The 19,997-nt window shown below is 29.5% G+C and carries 22 protein-coding genes; 11 read left to right on the top strand and 11 right to left on the bottom strand.

The window, feature by feature from the left end:
* Nucleotides 1-25 precede the first annotated feature (25 nt).
* From ACN5J4_RS08710 to ACN5J4_RS08675, 8 genes are all read right to left on the bottom strand, one after another.
* Nucleotides 26-1,336, bottom strand: a complete 1,311-nt coding sequence (locus tag ACN5J4_RS08710; RefSeq protein WP_418649619.1) for an ABC1 kinase family protein — start codon at nucleotides 1,334-1,336, stop codon at nucleotides 26-28.
* Entirely contained in the window at nucleotides 1,333-1,986 is a 654-nt protein-coding gene (locus tag ACN5J4_RS08705; RefSeq protein ID WP_418649618.1) for a TetR family transcriptional regulator C-terminal domain-containing protein, read from the bottom strand. The genes ACN5J4_RS08710 and ACN5J4_RS08705 overlap by 4 nt, the downstream gene beginning before the upstream one ends.
* Nucleotides 1,987-1,990: 4 nt before the next feature.
* Nucleotides 1,991-2,464 (bottom strand): TspO/MBR family protein, encoded by a 474-nt coding sequence (locus ACN5J4_RS08700; RefSeq protein ID WP_418649617.1) that lies wholly within the window; start codon nucleotides 2,462-2,464, stop codon nucleotides 1,991-1,993.
* Nucleotides 2,451-3,152: a lycopene cyclase domain-containing protein gene (locus ACN5J4_RS08695; protein WP_418649616.1), complete on the bottom strand. Its 702-nt coding sequence runs from the start codon at nucleotides 3,150-3,152 to the stop codon at nucleotides 2,451-2,453. The genes ACN5J4_RS08700 and ACN5J4_RS08695 overlap by 14 nt, the downstream gene beginning before the upstream one ends.
* 14 nt (nucleotides 3,153-3,166) lie before the next feature.
* On the bottom strand, nucleotides 3,167-3,613 hold the full coding sequence (locus ACN5J4_RS08690; protein ID WP_418649615.1) for a sterol desaturase family protein: 447 nt from the start codon (nucleotides 3,611-3,613) through the stop codon (nucleotides 3,167-3,169).
* 1 nt (nucleotide 3,614) lies between these two features.
* Nucleotides 3,615-4,457 (bottom strand): phytoene/squalene synthase family protein, encoded by an 843-nt coding sequence (locus ACN5J4_RS08685; RefSeq protein ID WP_418649614.1) that lies wholly within the window; start codon nucleotides 4,455-4,457, stop codon nucleotides 3,615-3,617.
* A 2-nt stretch (nucleotides 4,458-4,459) separates the two neighbouring features.
* Nucleotides 4,460-5,923: a phytoene desaturase family protein gene (locus ACN5J4_RS08680; protein WP_418649613.1), complete on the bottom strand. Its 1,464-nt coding sequence runs from the start codon at nucleotides 5,921-5,923 to the stop codon at nucleotides 4,460-4,462.
* A gap of 149 nt (nucleotides 5,924-6,072) precedes the next feature.
* Nucleotides 6,073-6,966, bottom strand: a complete 894-nt coding sequence (locus ACN5J4_RS08675) for a MerR family transcriptional regulator (protein ID WP_418649612.1) — start codon at nucleotides 6,964-6,966, stop codon at nucleotides 6,073-6,075.
* A gap of 107 nt (nucleotides 6,967-7,073) precedes the next feature.
* On the opposite strand from ACN5J4_RS08675, the gene ACN5J4_RS08670 reads away from it, so the two are divergent.
* A complete protein-coding gene (locus tag ACN5J4_RS08670; RefSeq protein WP_418649611.1) occupies nucleotides 7,074-8,024 on the top strand; it encodes a GSCFA domain-containing protein in 951 nt (316 codons plus the stop codon).
* Between the two features lie 9 nt (nucleotides 8,025-8,033).
* Here the strand turns inward: ACN5J4_RS08670 and ACN5J4_RS08665 are convergent, their stop codons facing one another.
* Together ACN5J4_RS08665 and ACN5J4_RS08660 are read right to left on the bottom strand one after the other, a co-directional pair.
* Nucleotides 8,034-8,348, bottom strand: a complete 315-nt coding sequence (locus tag ACN5J4_RS08665) for a rhodanese-like domain-containing protein (RefSeq protein ID WP_418649610.1) — start codon at nucleotides 8,346-8,348, stop codon at nucleotides 8,034-8,036.
* A gap of 8 nt (nucleotides 8,349-8,356) precedes the next feature.
* The gene (locus tag ACN5J4_RS08660) at nucleotides 8,357-10,105 is read right to left on the bottom strand and encodes an aromatic amino acid hydroxylase (protein WP_418649609.1); all 1,749 of its coding nucleotides are present in this window, start codon (nucleotides 10,103-10,105) and stop codon (nucleotides 8,357-8,359) included.
* A gap of 113 nt (nucleotides 10,106-10,218) precedes the next feature.
* On the opposite strand from ACN5J4_RS08660, the gene ACN5J4_RS08655 reads away from it, so the two are divergent.
* The 5 genes from ACN5J4_RS08655 to ACN5J4_RS08635 all read left to right on the top strand — a co-directional run bounded on the left by ACN5J4_RS08655 (nucleotide 10,219) and on the right by ACN5J4_RS08635 (nucleotide 14,962).
* Complete coding sequence (locus ACN5J4_RS08655; RefSeq protein ID WP_418649608.1) at nucleotides 10,219-10,992, top strand: M48 family metalloprotease; 774 nt, start codon at nucleotides 10,219-10,221, stop codon at nucleotides 10,990-10,992.
* 236 nt (nucleotides 10,993-11,228) lie between these two features.
* Nucleotides 11,229-12,746 carry a 2,3-bisphosphoglycerate-independent phosphoglycerate mutase gene (gpmI, locus tag ACN5J4_RS08650; protein ID WP_418649607.1) on the top strand — a complete coding sequence of 506 codons (1,518 nt, stop codon included), beginning with the start codon at nucleotides 11,229-11,231 and terminating at the stop codon, nucleotides 12,744-12,746.
* A gap of 10 nt (nucleotides 12,747-12,756) precedes the next feature.
* Complete coding sequence (locus ACN5J4_RS08645) at nucleotides 12,757-13,266, top strand: thioredoxin family protein (RefSeq protein ID WP_418649606.1); 510 nt, start codon at nucleotides 12,757-12,759, stop codon at nucleotides 13,264-13,266.
* 50 nt (nucleotides 13,267-13,316) lie between these two features.
* On the top strand, nucleotides 13,317-14,120 hold the full coding sequence (gene map / locus ACN5J4_RS08640; protein ID WP_418649605.1) for a type I methionyl aminopeptidase: 804 nt from the start codon (nucleotides 13,317-13,319) through the stop codon (nucleotides 14,118-14,120).
* A 59-nt stretch (nucleotides 14,121-14,179) separates the two neighbouring features.
* Nucleotides 14,180-14,962, top strand: coding sequence for a class I SAM-dependent methyltransferase (locus tag ACN5J4_RS08635; RefSeq protein WP_418649604.1), 783 nt, complete (start codon nucleotides 14,180-14,182; stop codon nucleotides 14,960-14,962).
* Here ACN5J4_RS08635 and ACN5J4_RS08630 read toward each other — a convergent pair.
* Nucleotides 14,959-15,939 carry an FAD:protein FMN transferase gene (locus tag ACN5J4_RS08630; protein ID WP_418649603.1) on the bottom strand — a complete coding sequence of 327 codons (981 nt, stop codon included), beginning with the start codon at nucleotides 15,937-15,939 and terminating at the stop codon, nucleotides 14,959-14,961. The two genes, ACN5J4_RS08635 and ACN5J4_RS08630, sit on opposite strands and share 4 nt — an antisense overlap.
* Before the next feature lie 127 nt (nucleotides 15,940-16,066).
* Between ACN5J4_RS08630 and ACN5J4_RS08625 the strand changes: the two genes are divergently transcribed.
* The 5 genes from ACN5J4_RS08625 to tsf all read left to right on the top strand — a co-directional run bounded on the left by ACN5J4_RS08625 (nucleotide 16,067) and on the right by tsf (nucleotide 19,908).
* The gene (locus ACN5J4_RS08625; RefSeq protein ID WP_418649602.1) at nucleotides 16,067-16,915 is read left to right on the top strand and encodes an OmpA/MotB family protein; all 849 of its coding nucleotides are present in this window, start codon (nucleotides 16,067-16,069) and stop codon (nucleotides 16,913-16,915) included.
* 171 nt (nucleotides 16,916-17,086) lie between these two features.
* On the top strand, nucleotides 17,087-17,542 hold the full coding sequence (rplM, locus tag ACN5J4_RS08620) for a 50S ribosomal protein L13 (protein ID WP_028888421.1): 456 nt from the start codon (nucleotides 17,087-17,089) through the stop codon (nucleotides 17,540-17,542).
* The gene (gene rpsI, locus ACN5J4_RS08615; protein ID WP_101917745.1) at nucleotides 17,542-17,928 is read left to right on the top strand and encodes a 30S ribosomal protein S9; all 387 of its coding nucleotides are present in this window, start codon (nucleotides 17,542-17,544) and stop codon (nucleotides 17,926-17,928) included. Before rplM ends, rpsI begins: the two co-directional genes overlap by 1 nt.
* Nucleotides 17,929-18,086: 158 nt before the next feature.
* The gene (rpsB, locus tag ACN5J4_RS08610) at nucleotides 18,087-18,857 is read left to right on the top strand and encodes a 30S ribosomal protein S2 (RefSeq protein WP_418649601.1); all 771 of its coding nucleotides are present in this window, start codon (nucleotides 18,087-18,089) and stop codon (nucleotides 18,855-18,857) included.
* 82 nt (nucleotides 18,858-18,939) lie between these two features.
* Entirely contained in the window at nucleotides 18,940-19,908 is a 969-nt protein-coding gene (gene tsf, locus ACN5J4_RS08605; RefSeq protein WP_418649600.1) for a translation elongation factor Ts, read from the top strand.
* Nucleotides 19,909-19,997 lie beyond the last annotated feature (89 nt).

Below are 19,997 nucleotides of genomic sequence, written 5' to 3'. Positions count from 1 at the left end.
CTTTAAACTTACACGCTATAAAATATTATAAACTCTTATAATTATTAATTTTTATATGAGTCGATTTTAAATCGTGCATTAAATTATACAAACCAAAAAATGTTCTGTTGATATAAATAAAATGTTTCGAACCTCTGTTACCGTTCATTTTTTTCAACTCAGTACTTTTTGCATATTTCTGTCCTAAATCGGCTATTTTACCAAAGAAAACACCATCAGAAAAATCAAAATCTTCTTGCTGAAAAGGCGATGTAAATAAATACAACATTTCGTAAAACAATTCTTTAAAAAAGGCTTTCTCTTCTTCGGAATCGTCTTTTTTCAAAATTTCTAATTCGTATAATTTACTTTCAAAAAAAGCAGGATTTTCAATATTTTCTCGTTTAGCTAATTCGAAATACGGTATATAAAAATTTTGAGGTACCTCCTTCATACATCCAAAATCAATAACAATTAAATCATTTTCTTTAGATACCAAAAAGTTACCAGGATGAGGGTCGGCATGTACTTTTTTTAACACATGCATTTGATACATATAAAAATCCCATAAAGCTTGTCCTAATTTATTTGCCGTTTGTTCATCATATCCTTTTGATGTAAATTCCGACAAATGAATTCCGTCCATCCAATCCATTGTTAAAATTCTATCCGTAGAAAATTCTTCGTAATATTTTGGGAATTTTAAATTTGGAATATGTGCACAAGCATTCGCTATTTCGTTACTCTGTGCTAATTCTAAAACGTAATTTGTTTCTTCTAATAGCTTACTTTCAACTTCTTTAAAATATTCATCAGAACCTTCGCCCCTTATATTAAACATTTTCATAGCAATCGGTTTTACCAATGCTAAATCCGTAGAAATACTATTTGCAACACCAGGATATTGAATTTTAACAGCCAATATTTTTTCGCCTATCGTAGCTTTATGAACCTGTCCGATACTTGCCGCATTTACAGATTCTGCTGTAAACGTGTCAAAAACATCTTCAGGTGTTTTGTTGAAGTATTTTTTAAAAGTTTTGACTACTAAAGGTCCTGAAAGTGGCGGAACAGAAAATTGCGATAAAGAAAACTTTTCAACATACGCACTTGGCAGTAAATTCTTTTCCATGCTCAGCATTTGCGCTACTTTTAATGCCGAACCTTTTAATTCTTTTAAACCGTCATAAATATCAGTTGCATTATCTTCATTTAACTGCGCTCTTGCTGCTGCTTCTGATTTTGTGATTTTATTTCCGTAATACTTTGCATAGTTTACACCTAATTTTAGTCCTGTTGTTACTAATTTAGTTGTTCTTTCTATTTTTGATGTCGGTATTTTATCTAATCTTTTCATACTGAAGTTCCTTTTTCTTTCCATAAAAACTTCGCTAAATCAATAACGCTTTTTACGGGGGTTATTTGCTGAATATCAAAAGCAGCTTTGACTGTTTTTTCAATAAAAACATCAGTTTTTTCGAAGTTTGAAGATTCATCATCAATCCAAAATTTTAAAATCATTAATAACTGCACCCAATAAGCTTCGGTTATTGTTTTATCTTGAATTTTATTGATTTTATCATTCTTAAAATCAATTTTTTCTAATTCAATATTACTAACATATTTTAGAAATTCTGAACGTAATTCTTTTAAAACTGATAGTTTTGAAAAATCTGATTTTATATGTTGAAACTGTAACAAAACATATGACCTATTTGCTGTTAGTAATTCAAAAAAAGTGTAGTAAAAACTCAATAATTTATCTTTTGATGTATAATCTTTATAAGCTTCTGTTTTATGTAACAAATGAATTGTTTCTTTTGCAAAAACTCCAAATATTGATTTTTCTAAATTTTCAAAACTTGAAAAATATTTGTAAAATTCAGACTCTTCAAATTCATTTTTTTGAGCAAAAGCGTAAATAGAGGCTGGTTTTCCTGAAATTAAAACCGTATCCATGTACAATTCTATAATTTTATCTTCTGTAATAATTTCTTGATTTCCCATAATTTTAATTATAAAATACGATGTAGGCGTTTAAACTTGTTGCAATAGTCATCCATATTAAATATGGAAGTATAAATAATGTAATCCCTTTTAATTCTCTTAAATTTTTAAAGGTAAAATATCCGATTAGCAACCATAATAAAGTAATAACAACTAATCCGATAAGAGTTAAATGTTGATTGAAAAAAAAGTAATTCCAACCTACGTTTAAAATCCACTGAACACTAAAAAGTATTGTCAATTTTTTATCTAAAAAAGGAAATTTAAAACTCAACTTTGTCATATAAAAAGCAAATAATAGCATAATTGTTGACCAAGCTGCTCCAAAAACCCACCCTGCAGGTGTCCAAGGTGCTTTATTTAAAGATAGATACCAATCTGTTTTTGGACCATCTTCCATTAATACAACACCAATTGCCAATGCTAAAAAATTGACAACTAAAAAGATTAAAAATCGTATATATTTATTTTGTTTCATTTTTTTGTTTTTTCAGATAATTAAAAATTAATTGTATCGAAAATAATAAAGTAAAGGCATAAAAAACATCTTCAAAAGGAATTGTGAAAATTCTAAAATTTAAATTTTCTGCATTATTATACCAAACCACAGGAGCATCAATAAAACTTCCTGTTAAAATTCCGTTTACTAATAAAAAAGGAACTAAAACAACTAAAAAACTAGGATAATATTCTTGTAAAGCTTTTAAATTATTTTTTAATCCGAAGAACATTAATAGCAAAAAAGTACTGAAATTTACAGTTGTATACCATTTTCCAAAATTCAAAACCAATAGTATAAATGCTATTAAAATCAATAAAAAACTTAACAATACAGTTATCGATTTAGATAACTTAAATTGAGGTGCTAAATATTTTAAAACCTCATGCGTAAACAAACAAGCGTACGGAATGCAAAAGAAAAATAACCATTCTTCAATAGGCATTTCAAGCAATTTTATTCCTAAATAATAATCAGGATTAAAACCCCAAACACCAATTTTTGTAAAAAAAGCATCCCAAATTAAAAAAGGAATAGCTATCAATAAAATACTTATAAATATAATTTTAAAGTATTGTATAAAATGAAACTTTTTTTCGAATATACTATACAATAAAGGCACACTCAAACTTCCTAAATTCAATATAAGATAAAGATATTCGCTCATTATTTTTTATTAAATCATTGTTTTTTATTAAAATATTTAAACGGAACAAATAACATTCCAAAACACTCTCCATCTGGTTTTCCTAAATGCTTGTGATGTATTTTATGTGCTTTTCGTAATCCTTTTAAATATTGATTGTTGGTGTTTTTAAACCAATTGAAACGCCTATGAATTAAAACATCGTGAATTAAAAAATATGCAATTCCATAACACAAAATTCCTAATCCAATAAAAAATAAATAATTTAATGCTGGATTAATTCCGAAGTAAAACAACAACATACTCGGTATGGCAAAAACCACAAAAAAAGCATCATTTTTTTCAAACACATTCGGGTATCCTGGCTGGTGATGGTCTTCGTGTAAATACCATCCAAAACCGTGCATTATATATTTATGAGTAAACCAAGTAACGGCTTCCATTATTATAAAAGTTAGCAGGGTTGTAATTATAAATAACATTTTAAATAAGATTTAGTTTATATTTCACATAACTTCTTGCCAATAAATTAATTTTCATTGGGTCTGATATTCTAATTCTTGTGTCCATTATTTCTGATGATGGCGTTGCTTTTAATTTATTAAGCAATTTTTTATAATATCGATACGCCATGTAAACACCAAATTTTGCTTCAACAGGTAATTTTAAAATACCATTTTCGTAGGCATAGTCAAAATCAGCTTCAATATCTTTAATAATAATTTCTTTAGATGCTTGGTCTAACTCATTCAAATCTACATTAGGAAAATAAGAACGATTTAACACCTGAATATCATCTTTTAAATCTCTTAAAAAATTTACTTTCTGAAATGCTGAACCTAAACGCATTGCTGCATCTTTTAATTCGTTGTATTGATTAGCATCACCATTTACAAAAACTCGCAAACACATTAATCCAACAACATCTGCCGAACCATATATGTACTGTTTATACTCTTCCTCTGTAGTGTATTCTGTTTGATGTAAATCAGCTTTCATACTCTTTAAAAAAGCCTGTATCAAATCATCTGTAATTTTATATTCTTCAACAGTCTGAATAAATGAATTCAAAATAGGATTTAAACTAACGCCTTCTTTTTTTGAAAGATAATACTCATTTTCAAACCTAATTAATAAACTCTCTTTGTTATATGTATGAAAAGAATCTACTATTTCATCAGCAAAACGCACAAAACCATAAATATTATAAATAGCGGCACGTATGCTTGGCGATAACATTCTGGTAGCTAAAGAAAAAGAAGTACTATATTTTTCAGTAACTAACTTACTACAAGCATAAGAAACCTCATCAAATAATTGTTTCATTTTTAATGGTGTTTTAAAATTAAATCTGAAGCTATTTTACCCGAAATTAATGACGGTGGTACACCCGGTCCTGGAACCGTTAATTGCCCAGTAAAGAATAAATTTTTTACTTTTTTACTTTTTATTTTTGGTCTTAAAAAAGCAGTTTGTGTTAAAATATTTGCTAATCCGTAGGCATTTCCTTTATACGAATTATAATCGTTCACAAAATCGTTCACACAAAAACTCTCTTTAAAGATAACATTTTCTTTTACAGATTGCTGCGTTAATTTCTCTAATCTATTTATAATTAAATCAAAGTACTTTTCTCTAAGCTCAGGAGTATCGTCAATACCTGGAGCTATCGGAATTAAAAAAGTAGCTGCTTCGTTATTAATTGGTGCAAAAGAATCTTCTGTTAATGAAGGGAAACTTGCGTAAAACATCGGGTCTTTTGGCCAACTTGGATTGTCATATATTGATGCCGCATGCACATCGAAATCAGTATCAAAAAATAATGTATGATGACAAACATCTTTTAGTTTTTTATCAAAACCAACATAAAATAATAATGATGATGGGGCAAAAACTTTTTTATCCCAATATTTTTCAGAATATTGTCTATAATCTTTAGGTAATAATGTTTCTGTATGATGATAATCAGCACCGCTTAAAACAATATCCGAAGCAATAAAATTACCATCTACTACTAAACCAATAGCTTCTCCTGATTGATTAAGTTTAATTTCTTCAACATTGGCTTCAGTTTTAAAAGTTACGCCTAAATCTTTAGCCAAAGTTACCATTGCTTCAATAACTTTATACATTCCTCCTTTAGGGTGCCATGTACCTAAAACAAAATCAGCATAATTCATAAAATTATAAAAAGCGGGAGTATTACTAGGTTTTGCTCCTAAAAATAATACCGGAAATTCTAAAATTTGAATTAACTTTTTGCTTTTTATTTTTTTACGAACTTCTTTTCTAATACTTGAAAAAAACTGCGTTATTTTTCCAATAGTAACAGGAGTTACCAACTCTAAAGGCGAAACTCCCGGATTATATACTAAATCATTTATTGAAACATCATAATTATATGCTGCTGATTTTAAAAATTCTTTTAAATGAACAGAACTTCCTTTTTCTTCTGCTTCAAAAATTTCATAAATTTCCTCAACACTACCAGGAATTGTGATAGAATCTGCCGTGTCAAAATAAACTTGATATGCCGGATCTAACTTTTCTAACTCATAATAATCTGATGGTTTTTTACCAAAATCTGCAAAAAATTTTTCAAAAACATCTGGCATCCAATACCATGTTGGACCAATATCAAATGTAAATCCATCTTTCACCAACTGTCTAGCCCTACCTCCTACAGTTGCATTTTTTTCTAAAACCACAACATTATAGCCTTCCTTTGCTAAGTAACAAGAAGCTGCCAAAGATGAAAAGCCGGAACCAATTATATGTATTGTCTTTTTCAATTTTATTTTATTTTTCGAATTACCAATATAATACTAATAGTTTTCAATAAAGCGTATACACTTTAACAAGTAATCAAATTTACATATTCTGTTTAACTTATGCAATATTTTATTAAACAAAATAACAACTACATAAAAACTAAAAAAAATTAAAGTGTTTTTAAAAAATCTATAACTGACGGGTACAATAAAATATTTGACTTAAAGTTAATATCTTTTACTTTTCCTGTTTTACTTCCTACAGCAATCAATTGATGTTTTGTGTTTTTTAATGCGTTTTCAATTTCATGAAAATAATCTGCAATTTTATCATCATAAGGCTGAACGGTTAATGAAGTTATAAAACGAACTTCGCTATCGCTCTCAAAAAAGTAGTTTAAATTATTTAAAGGTAAACTTTGCCCTAAATAAATTGTTTTATTACCTCTTAAAACCAATTCATAATTCAAATACATTAATCCTAACTCATGTATTTCATTTTCTGGCAAAAACAACACATACATAATATTTGAACTTCCAACACTATACTCTAACACCTCAGTACTAATTTGAATTTTCTGAGCTATTAAGTTTGATATAAAATGCTCATGAGCAGGCAGTAAAGTATCTGTTTGCCACAATAAACCTATATGATTTAAAAAGGGTACAAAAACGTCTTTAAAAATTTCTCTAAACGTTTTTTTATTTAATAATTGATTATAAGTGTTATTAAATAAAACTTTATCAAACTGAAACATAGATAGTTTTAAAGAATTAATAGCCTCATCATTCAACGCAGTTTTCAAAGCTAATTCCCTGGCTGCTATAACAATAGACTCATTAGACATTGCAGCTATCTTAGAAATTTTAAAATTATTTTTATTCAACAAAACAACATTTAATAATTTCAAAAGATTCTCTGATGAATAATACCGAATATTAGTATCTGTTCTTTCGGGCGATAATAAATTATATCGTTTTTCCCAAATACGAATGGTATGTGCTTTAATACCTGAAATATTCTCAAGATCTTTTATGGTAAAAGTTTTTTTAATATTGTTCAATTTATTGCGTTTTAAATTAGACAAATATACATTTTTCATTGAATTTAAATTAAAACTTCTTTATTTGATCATTTTATATTTACTTTTGGTACGCTTTATTTTATAAAATGAAACTTCAAACACAAATTCCTTTCAAAAAACAAACAAACAATTTAATAAATCATAACTCTAAACTATTATTGTTAGGATCGTGTTTTTCTAAAAATATTGGAAATAAATTATCATACTCTAAATTTCAATCTACACAAAATCCTTTTGGAATTTTATTTCACCCAAAGGCTATTGAAAAATTAATTACAGATACTATTAACAAAAAAAAATATACGGAAAAAGATATTTTTTATCACAATGAATCTTGGCATTGTTTTGATACACATTCTAGTTTAAGTACTTCAAACAAATATGAAGTTTTAGAAAATTTAAACACGGCAAATACAGCAACATTTGAGCATTTAAAAAACAGTAGTCACCTTATAATTACTTTAGGAACCTCATGGGTATATCGTGAAATTTCTTCGGGTGCTATTGTAGCAAATTGCCATAAAATTCCGCAGAAAAATTTTTTAAAAGAAATTTTAACTATTGATGAAGTTACTGAAAGTTTAGAAGCTATTATTGCTTTAACAAAATCTGTTAACCCAAATATTTCAATTATTTTCACAGTTTCACCTGTTCGTCATATAAAAGATGGTTTTATTGAAAATCAACAAAGTAAAGCGCATTTATTAAGTGCAATTCATTCAATTATTGATACTAAAAAGAACGTTTATTACTTTCCTTCCTATGAAATTATGATGGATGAATTACGTGATTATCGTTTTTATACTGAAGATATGATTCATCCAAATAATACAGCAATTAATTATATTTGGGAAAAATTTATAGAAGTTTGGATTTCTGAACAAAGTAAAGAAACCATGCAAAAAGTAGCAACGATACAAAAAGGATTAACACATCGTTCTTTTAATCCGACATCAGAAGCACATCAGAAGTTTTTAAAAAATATCGAACAAAAAAAGGAAACACTTCAAAAAGCATTTCCTTTTATTAAATTTTAAAAACAGTACTTATTTTGTTAAATACTGATCTACATTTTGCCAAGGACCTCCATTAATAACATCAATTCCTTGTGCTACTAAAAAATCAGTTGCCTGACCACTTCTAGCCCCACTTCTACAAACAGCAATTACAGGTTTTCCCCATGCTTTAATTTGCTCAACTTGCTCAGGAATAAAATTTAAAACAATGTGTTTTGCACCTTCAGAATGCCCTTCATTCCACTCTGCTATAGTTCTTACATCTAAAATAACTGCTTCGTTACCTAAATATTCTTGTATTTCTTTACCCATGTTTTTCTTTCTAAATAAATTAAATAATCCCATTTATTGTACTATTTATCTGACAACAAATATAATCCGTTTTCTATTAATGCTTTGTAACCATTGTTACTTTTTAAGCTTTCTAAATATTTTTTTAAGGTTATTTTCATGGAATAATCATTATTAAAAGCTAATTCGTACAACTCTAAAACTAATAACCAATCCTTTGGATATTCATTTTTAAGTATCTTTAAAATTGTTTCAATCATCTTTTCGTTAACAGTATCTTTTTCTCTACACTTTCTTACATCAGCATACATTTGATATAATTTATTATCAGCTTCTGAATATTGAATTTTATGTGTTTTAGTTTCAGATACTTTCCCTATATCATCAAAAGAATCAACATCCGCAGGTCCTGAATATGCTGAAACTAACTCTTTTCCTATTACCATATCGTAAATTCCCCAAGATGGTTCAAATAAAATTTGCTCCTTATAAGTAACGGTACAATCTTTTAAAGACACAATTAAAATTTTACCTCTTAAATCGCGTGTTCCTGTAATAATTTTACCAGCAACAATTACACCACTTTCAAATTCTAGATTTATTATTTCGCCTTCATAAATTCCGTAGGCTTTTAAATCACGCGGACTCATATCTTCAATAGGTAAATTAATTCCTTTTAACTTTCCTACAGGACTTCCAAAACCTTCAGCATGATAACTAATTCCGTGACCAATTAATTCTTTATCTCTGTTTGATAAGGCAGTATTTCCTGTTGTTTGTATGTAGGCGATTTTCCCTTTTTGATCTTCAATTACATTCGTAAAAATTCCTGATATTTGAATTCCTGTACTTAACTCAACAGTTCCTAAATTTTTAGAATTGATTAACTTTTCAACACCTTTTAAACCTCCTGTTCTAAGTGCCATTGTATTAGCAAACTCATCTAAAACTAAACTTAAATACGCAAAATTTGGCGTAACAAATAACTGTGGTTGTGGTTTTGTAATATCAAAATTCTGAGTAGCCGCGGCAACTGAATACGGTACTTTTGTAACTTCCAATTGCATACACCATTTACTTTCTCCTATAGATGATAATAAGCCTGCACCGTATATCTTCGGATTTTCAGTAGTTCCGATTAATCCATATTCAACCGTCCACCAATGTAAGTTTCTTATTTGTGCCATTTCAGATAATTCGCCCATATTATCCTGTAACCAAGTTACCTTTTCTTGTGCGTCATCTATTGATTTTTTAGTCGCATTAGGATCTTCTTTTAAAATAGATAATAATCGAATTGCTTCATACATTTCATAATCTTTTGATGATGAAATTGCTTTTGAACCTATTTCACCAAAACGACGTAAATATTCGGCATATTCAGGATTTGCAATAATTGGAGCGTGTCCTGCCGCTTCATGAATAATATCTGGTGCAGGTGTGTATTCAATGTGATTTATGGTACGAATATCCGAAGCTATTACCAATACATTATATGCTTGAAATTCCATAAAAGCATTTGGAGGAATAAAACCATCAACAGAAACAGCAGCCCATCCTATTTCTTTTAAAATACGATTCATACCCTCCATACGCGGAATATCATCAACAGAAACCCCTGTTTGTTTTAAACCTTTTAAATACGACGCATGTGCTACATTAGCTAAATAACTAACATTCGTTCGCATAACATAACGCCAAACCGCTTGATTTTGGGCGGTATATTCGTTGTATGGTTGTTTTACAATAAATTTATGTAAGTGCTTTGGTAACTTTTTAGTTACTTCATTTAACTCTAAATGAGATTCCATACCCTAAAATTAATTATTAACTGGGTCTAATTTAACTTATTTATAGTTTACAAAAAGTCAATATTTATTAAATTAATATAATTCGTATCTTTACTATTGTAAATTATATTAAAATGAGAAATCGCAGAAGTTTAAAAATCAGACTATTAATAGGAGCTGCTATTGCTATTTTTGCCTTGGTAAAATATTGTGCTAGTGCAGAAATAAACCCGTATACTGGTAAAAAACAACATATTGCAATTTCTCCAAAACAAGAAATTGCCATCGGTTTAAGTAGTGCCCCACAAATGGCACAACAACATGGTGGTTTACATCCTAATAAAGATGCTCAATTATTAGTTGATAAAATTGGTAAAGAATTAGTTGTTAATAGCATTGCTAGAGAATCTGGATATCCTTTTGAGTTCCATTTATTAAGAGATGACAGAACTATAAATGCATTTGCTTTACCTGGCGGACAGGTTTTTATAACCTACGCTTTGTTTTCTAAACTAAAAAACAAAGATCAATTAGCAGGGGTTTTAGGTCATGAAATTGGACACGTTATCGGACGACATTCTGCAGCTCGTATGGCAAAACAAGATTTAACACAAGGTTTACTTTCTGGTGCTTCTGTTGGTTTTGACCCAAGTACCGCACAAGGAATGGCAGGAATTGCAAATGTTATTAACATGAAATATGGTAGAGGTGACGAATTAGAAAGCGACGAAATTGGCGTTAAATTAATGTTGGATGCTGGTTATAATCCTGAAAGTTTAATTGGCGTAATGCAAATTTTAAAAGCTGCCGCAGGACCTAACAGAACTCCTGAGTTTCAAAGCACACACCCCGACCCTGAAAATAGAATCGAAAAAATTAAAAGTGCTATTCGTAAGTATCGTAAATAATTATTAAAAAATAACTAAAAATGCTTTTAGATGATTTCTGAAAGCATTTTTTTAGCACAAAACCCTAGCCCCGATTGAAGCATTTGTTTGAGCTCTTTTTTTGATTTTTCTTCAAAAAAAAGCGAGTGCGGAAAGCGGGAAATAGCTTCAAAAAATTTTTATAGTAAATAATCCATTTGTTTATTTTTTATAAAACGATAAAATGTTTCTTATTTTTACCGTCCAATTCAATAAAAATGAACAAAAAAGTTATTTTAATGATACTTGACGGCTGGGGAATTACTCAAAACCCTAAAGTATCTGCTATATACAATGCCAAAACTCCGTTTATAAATTCATTATACGATAAATTTCCGCACGCAGAATTACGTACCGATGGAAATCATGTTGGTTTACCTGAAGGACAAATGGGAAATTCGGAAGTTGGACACATGAATTTAGGTGCTGGTAGAATTGTATATCAGAATCTTGCAAAAATCAACAAAGCTGTTGATGAAGGTACATTAGCGCAAGAAACTGAATTATTAAATGCTTTTGACTACGCTAAGAAAAACAATAAAAATGTGCACTTCTTAGGATTAGTTTCTAATGGAGGAATTCATTCACATATAAATCATGCAAAAGGATTGCTTAGTGCTGCCGCTGATTTTGGTTTATCCGATGTTTTTTTACACGCTTTTACTGATGGTCGTGATTGTGACCCTAAATCTGGAAAATATTTTATCAACGATATTCAAGAACACATGCAAAAAACTACTGGTGAATTGGCAACAATTACAGGTCGTTATTTTGCTATGGATAGAGATAGCCGTTGGGAAAGAGTACAATTAGCTTACGATGCTTTAGTTAACGGAAAAGGAGAATTTTCTACTGATGCTACCCAAAGTATTCAAAAAAGTTATGATGAAAATATTACGGATGAATTCGTAAAACCTATTATTATGGTTGATGAAAAAAATCAACCTAAAACAATTATTAAAGAAGATGATGTAGTTATCTTTTTTAATTTTAGAACTGATAGAGGTCGTGAATTAACCGAAATGCTAAATCAAAAAGATTTCCCTGAACTTAATACCAAAAAATTACCATTATATTTTGTTACCATGACAAATTATGATGAAACTTTTAATGATATTAAAGTAATTTACAACAGTAATAATATTGAAAACACCTTAGGTGAAGTTTTAGAAAGCGCTGGTAAAACTCAAATTAGAATTGCTGAAACTGAAAAATATCCGCACGTAACATTTTTCTTTTCCGGAGGAAGAGAACAAGAATTTAAAGGTGAAAAACGTTTATTATGTCCATCACCAAAAGTAGCAACGTACGATTTACAACCAGAAATGAGTGCTTACGAAATTCGTGATGCTATTATTCCTGAATTAAAAGAAGGTACTGTTGATTTTGTATGTTTAAACTTTGCTAATGGCGATATGGTTGGTCATACAGGTGTTTTTGAGGCTGCTGTAAAAGCTTGTGAAACGGTTGATAATTGTGTGAAAGATGTAATTACAACGGCTTTAGAAAATAATTATACCACTATTTTAATTGCAGATCATGGTAATTGTGAAACAATGATGAATGCTGACGGTTCGCCTCATACTGCCCACACAACAAACCCTGTTCCTGTTATTTTAATAGACAAAGATTTAAAAGCTATAAAAAATGGTGTTTTAGGTGATATTGCTCCTACTATTTTAAATTTAATGAATGTAGCGCAACCTATAGAAATGACGCAACATTCGTTAATTTAAAACAATATTAATGAAAAAAATAACATACATACTTGTTACTTTATTAATTATTTCTTGTGCTTCAGTATCAAGAAAAATCGCAACCAAAAATAAACAAGGTGACCTGGTCGGAATTATAACCAAGCAAAATTTTCAACAAGAACCTTATGCCTCAAACTGGTTTAATAATTCTTATAACGAATATGAAACAGATAAAAAAATCATTAATAAACTAAAATTTTTCATAAAAGATGTTACAATAAGGGGCTTTGTAGCAACTTGGTGTGAGGATAGTCAACAAATACTTCCTAGTTTTTATAAAATTTTAGACGAAGCTAATTTTAACTATATAAATTCTGAAATAGTAGCTGTAAATCACAAAAAAAAAGGAAATGGATTAGAAAAAAACCTTAATATTACTCAAATACCTACTTTTATTTTTTACAAAGAAGGTAAAGAAATCGGTCGTTTTATAGAGCATCCTACTCTTAATAGCACTATAGAAAAAGATATATTAAAAATACTTTCCAATAATCCATAAACACAACCTTATAAAAAATAACCGTAAATTTGCCGTTCAATATTTTTAACATGATTAAACCGAAAACTAGAGAAGAAATAGAAATAATGCGTGAAAGTGCGCTAGTAGTATCAAAAACTTTAGGAATGCTAGCTAAAGAAGTAAAACCTGGTGTTTCTACTTTATATCTAGATAAACTTGCTGAAGATTTTATTCGTGAGCAAGGAGCCATTCCTGGTTTTTTAGGATTATATGATTTTCCGAATACACTTTGCATGAGTCCTAACTCACAAGTAGTTCACGGAATTCCTAACAAAACCCCTTTAAAAGAAGGTGAAATTATTTCGATTGATTGTGGAGCCCTTAAAAATGGTTTTTATGGAGACCACGCCTACACATTTGCTGTTGGTGAAATTGCTCATGAAACTCAAAAGCTATTAGACGTTACTAGAGAAAGTTTATATATTGGTATTCGTGAATTAAAAGTAGGAAACCGTGTTGGCGATGTTGGTTTTGCTATTCAAAATTTTACTGAAAATCATGGTTACGGAGTAGTTCGTGAATTAGTTGGACATGGATTAGGACGTGTAATGCACGAAGACCCTGAAATGCCTAATTACGGTCAAAGAGGTCGTGGTAAAAAATTTATTGAAGGTATGGTTGTTGCTATTGAACCAATGACCAACATGGGAACTCATAAAATACTACAACATAATGATGGCTGGACAATTACTACCTTAGATGGTAAACCTTCTGCTCATTTTGAACATGATGTTGCTATTGTTAATGGTAAACCCGAATTACTTTCTACCTTTAAATACGTACACGAAGCTTTAGGTATTGAAACTAACGAAGAAGATGAATTTAGGGCATAAAAAAACTAAAAATGAGCCTTTAAAGTAAATAAAGGCTCATTTTTTTAATTTATTACTAGTTGAAAATATTCAAATCCATATTAAATACCATTCCACGTCCTTTATTAATTAAAGCCAGTTATTTGGTACGTCCAGTAATTGCGTGGTGGTTAAAAGGTGATGTATTTACCGATCCTATTGACGGAAAATCATTCCGAAAATTTTTGCCTTACGGATATGGAATTCAAAGAGAAAATGCACTTTCACCTTCTACACTATCTTTAGAAAGACATCGTTTATTATGGTTATACTTACAAAATGAAACTACTTTTTTATCTTCAAATAATTCTTCGGATAAAAAATTAAAAGTACTTCATATTGCTCCTGAACAATGCTTTTTAGATATTTTCAGAAAGCAAAAAAACTTAGATTATATTACTTCTGATTTAGAATCGCCAATTGCTGACGTAAAAGCTGATATTTGTGATTTACCTTTTAAAGAAAATGAATTTGATGTTGTTTTTTGCAATCATGTTTTAGAACATATTTCTGATGACACTAAAGCAATGCAAGAATTATACAGAGTGCTAAAAGTTGGCGGATTTGGTATTTTTCAAATTCCACAAGATTTATCAAGAGAAAAAACCTTTGAAGACGATTCAATTACAGATGAAAAGGAACGTACCAAAATATTCGGACAATACGATCATGTTCGTGTATACGGGCGTGATTATTTTGACAAACTTCGCTCAATAGGTTTTAAAGTTGATGAAGTTGATTTTACAAAAAAAATCGCTCCAGAAAAACTAGAACGATTTGCTTTAATGAAAGGCGAAATTTTGCCTGTATGTTTTAAAAATTAATTTTCAAACTCTTTCAATTCATTATTTTCATCATTATAAAGTAGAATGACTTTTAACTCAGGGTGTTTTAGTAAAAAGTCTTTTGTTTTTTCTAATCCCATTGCTAAAAAAGCAGTCGCATACGCATCTACATCAGCACAATCTCCTTTTAAACGCACTGAAACACTTAGTAAATTACTTTCCTGCGCCAAACCTGTTTTAGCATTAATAGTATGTACAATTTTTTCACCTTTTTCATTAATTTTAAACTTTCTATAATTGCCTGAAGTAGCCATCGATTCATTATCCAATAAAATTACTTTTTGAAGAGAACGTGTTCCATCAATATTTGGTTTTTCTATGGCAACTTTCCATAATTTATCTTTCTTTTTTCCTCTTGCCCTAATTTCACCACCTATTTCTATCAAATAATTATTAATTTTTTTACTTTCTAAAAATCGACCAATTATATCAACACCGTATCCTTTAGCAAAAGCATTTACGTTAAACTCAATCTGATCTGATTCACGATATACTTTGTTATTTTCCAATTTCACTTTATCAAAACCAACGCCAACCATCAATTTTTTAATTTCTTCGGATGATAAATTTTCACGTTCCTTACCTGATCCAAATCCATAAGCATTAATTAATTTACCAATTGTAGGGTCAAAATAACCATCTGTTTCTTTATAGATTTTTTTTGCTTTAGCAAAAACTTCAATAAACATATCATCAACCACAACAGTACTATCTCCTTTATTAATTCTTGAAATATCCGAAGTAGGTAAATAAGTTGATAATGAATTATTAACTAAATTAAATAAACTATCAATAGGCTTTTGATAAGAAACCGAATTTTCGGTTGGTAAGTACGTAATATGATAAGTAGTTCCAAAAACAAAACCACTAAGCTTAGCTTCCTTAGAGTCTTTTGGTTGTTTACAACCAATAAAAATAAACAATATATAAACTATAAAAAACACTTTTTGAATCATCTTAAAAAAATTTAGCTCAAAAATAATTTATTATCACTTCATAAAAGATTGTTAATTGTATTTTTTTACACATTGATTTTCATAAATTTGTCTCTTTAATTTTTCAAACTAAATAAAACAGCATAAAATGAAGAAAATATTTTTATTTATTACCGCTTCTTTTTTACTAACATCATGTGTTTCTACTAAAGAATTAAACGCTTTAAAAACAAAACATGAAAAAACTAAAGATGAGTTATTAGCTGTAAAAGCAAACCTTACTAAATGCTTGGTAGAAAAAGAAGGTTGTGAAGAAAAGGTTTCATCACTAAAATCTTCAGTAGGTGATTTAAAGCAAGACAAGCAAAACACACTTCAACAAGTAGAAAACTTAACTGTTTTAACAAAAGGAGCTAACGACAACATTAAAGAAACTTTAACTCAACTAAGTAAAAAAGATAAATATATTAATAGAATTAGAGCTGCAGCTTCTAAGAAAGATTCATTAAACTTAGTAGTTGCCTTTCACTTAAAAAAAGAATTACAACAAGGTATTGATGATGAAGATATTGAAGTAAATGTTGAAAAAACAGTAGTATTTATTTCTATTTCTGATAAATTATTATTCGAAAGCGGAAGCTATAACATATCTGATAAAGCATCTAAAGTTTTAGGAAAAGTAGCAACCGTAGTAAATGGTCAGCCAGAAATGGATGTAATGATAGAAGGGCACACAGATAACACTCCTGTTTCTAAAGGATCAACATTAAAAGACAATTGGGGCTTAAGTGTTTTACGTGCAACATCTATTGTTCGTGAATTACAAAATAAATATAGCGTAGCACCTAGCAGATTAATTGCTGCAGGAAGAGGTAGCTATGTACCATTAGTAGCTAACGATACACCAGAAAACAAAGCTAAAAATAGAAGAACTAAAATAATTATTCTTCCTCGATTAAATCAATTTTTTGAATTACTAGAACAAAAAACAGAGTAGTTATACTTAATGAATATTCTACAACAAAAAAAACGTGTAAAAGCACGTTTTTTTTGTTGTAAGAAAATTAAAACAACGCGCTATTTGCTAATCAAATAATTAACCGTACATTTGCACACCTTTTTTAAGGATAAAATTATATATTAATAAACAAAAACTAATCGTGTAATTATGAACACATTAAGTTACAAAACAGTATCAGCCAACAAAAACACTGTTAATAAAGAGTGGGTTTTAGTTGATGCGGACGGGCAAACGTTGGGTCGTCTAGCTTCTAAAATAGCAATGCTAATTAGAGGTAAGTACAAACCAAATTATACTCCTCACGTAGATTGTGGAGATAACGTGGTAGTTATCAACGCAGAAAAAATTGTTTTAACTGGTAAAAAATGGACAGATAAATCTTATATCCGTCACACAGGTTATCCAGGTGGACAAAGATCATTAACTGCTACAGAAATGTTCGAAAAAGATCCTACAAGATTAATCGAAAAAGCAGTAAAAGGAATGTTACCTAAAAATAAATTAGGAAGCGCTTTATACAAAAACTTGTATGCTTATGCAGGTACTGAGCACCAACAAACAGCTCAAAATCCAAAAGCTATTAACCTTAACGATCTTAAATAATGGAAACTGTACACAAAATAGGTAGAAGAAAAACAGCAGTTGCTCGTATTTATCTTTCAGAAGGTAAAGGAAACATTACTGTTAACAAGAAAGATTATAAAAACTACTTTACAACAGGAACTTTACAATACAAAATTCAACAACCTTTAATGTTAACTGAGAACTTAGAGTCTTACGACATTAAAGTAAACGTTTTTGGAGGTGGTATTACTGGTCAAGCAGAAGCAATTCGTTTAGCAATTACTAGAGCATTAGTAGCAATTAACGAAGAGCACAAAGCTGTATTGAAACCAGAAGGTTTATTAACTCGTGACCCTAGAATGGTTGAACGTAAGAAATTCGGTCAGAAAAAAGCACGTAAGAAATTCCAGTTCTCTAAGCGTTAATATCAATTTTCAATACCTTGAAAAAGGCATTGTTATTTATTTTCAAAAAGAGACTGTTATTTATAAATTTATTTTTAACAGTTTAGTATCTAAATATTTCAGACTTATTATAACTACTGAAATATTGTGAAAACAGAACGTAAACACATTTTATTAAAATGGCAAACATTCAAGAATTATTAGAAAGTGGAGTGCACTTTGGTCACTTAACTAGAAAATGGAACCCAAACATGGCTCCATACATTTATACAGAGCGTAACGGTGTTCACATCATCGACTTGTATAAAACATCTGCTAAAATTGATGAAGCTGCATTAGCTTTACAAAAAATAGCAAACTCTGGTCGTAAAATATTATTCGTTGCAACTAAAAAGCAAGCGAAAGATATTGTTGCAGAAAGAGCAAAAAACATTAACATGCCTTATATTACTGAGCGTTGGCCTGGTGGTATGTTAACAAACTTTGTTACTATTCGTAAAGCTGTAAAAAAAATGGCTACTATTGATAGAATGAAGTTAGATGGCTCTTTTAATGCATTATCAAAAAGAGAGAAATTACAAATTAATCGCCAGAGAGCTAAATTAGAAAAGAATTTAGGTTCTATTTCTGATATGACTCGTTTACCTGCTGCTGTATTTGTAATTGATGTTAAAAAAGAACACATTGCAATTGCTGAAGCTACAAAATTAAACATTCCAATTTTTGCATTAGTTGATACAAACTCTGATCCTAGACCAGTAGATTATGTAATTCCTGCTAATGATGATGCTTCAAAATCTATAGACAAAGTATTATCTTACATTACTGACGCTATCAATGAAGGTTTATCTGAAAGAAAAGCTGACAAAGAAAAAGTAAAAGTAGAAGCTACTCCTGCTAAAGCAGAAGCTGTAACTCCTGAAGCACCAGCTACAGAAGAGGCAAAATAATTTTAGCTTAAAGGTTTCATTAATTTGAAACCTTTAAGTTTTTTACAACTAAAAAATTTACAACTAAAAAATAACAATAGATATGTCAGTAAAAATTAGCGCTGCAGACGTAAAAAAATTAAGAGAAACTACCGGAGCTGGTATGATGGATTGTAAAAATGCATTAGTCGAAGCTGAAGGAAATTTTGATAACGCAATTGATATTTTACGTAAAAAAGGACAAAAAATTGCTGCTAAAAGAGCAGATAGAGAGTCTACTGAAGGTGTAGCTATTACTAAAATTAGTGATGACAATACTTATGGTGTTGCTATTGTATTAGCATGTGAAACAGATTTTGTATCTAAAAATGATTCATTTAAAGATTTAGCTGCTCAATTTGTTGATATTGCTTTTAATACTAAAACTAAAGAAGAATTTTTAGCTGCTGATTTTGGTGGTATAACTGTTGCTGAAAAATTAATCGAGCAAACTGGAGTTATTGGTGAAAAAATCGATATTACTTCTTTCGAAAGATTAGAAGCGCCTTACGTAGGTTCTTATACACATATTGGTAAAATTGCTGCTATGGTTGGATTAACTGCTGTTGTAGATAATGCTGCTGTTTTAGCTAAAGATTTAGCAATGCAAGCTGCTTCAATGGGAGCAATTTCTTTATCTTACAAAGGTTTTGAACCTGCTTATGTAGCGTCTGAAACTGAAGCAAGAATTGCTGCTATTGTAAAAGATAATGAAGAATTAGTTCGTTTAGGTAAAACTTTAAAGAACGTTCCTCAATATGTTTCTAGATTACAATTAACTGATACTGTTTTAGCACAAGCTGAACAAGATGCCAAAGAGCAATTAAAGTCAGAAGGGAAACCAGAAAAAATTTGGGATAAAATTTTACCAGGAAAAATGGAAAGATTTATTTCTGATAATACAACTTTAGATCAAGAACAATGTTTATTAGATCAAAAGTTTATCAAAGATGAAAAGAAAACTGTTGCAGAATATGTTTCTTCTTTTGGTAACGTAGAAGTTAAAAACTTCGTAAGAGTTACTTTGGGATAATTCTTAAAACATCATAAAATAATTAAAACCATCCATTTTTTGGATGGTTTTTTATTTTATCAAAATTCAAACTCAAAAAAAATGCGTAA

The organism is Tenacibaculum aestuariivivum, assembly GCF_964507685.1.
GTDB classification, from domain to species: Bacteria; Bacteroidota; Bacteroidia; order Flavobacteriales; family Flavobacteriaceae; genus Polaribacter; species Polaribacter aestuariivivum.
This window is presented reverse-complemented; position numbering and strand designations above follow the sequence as displayed.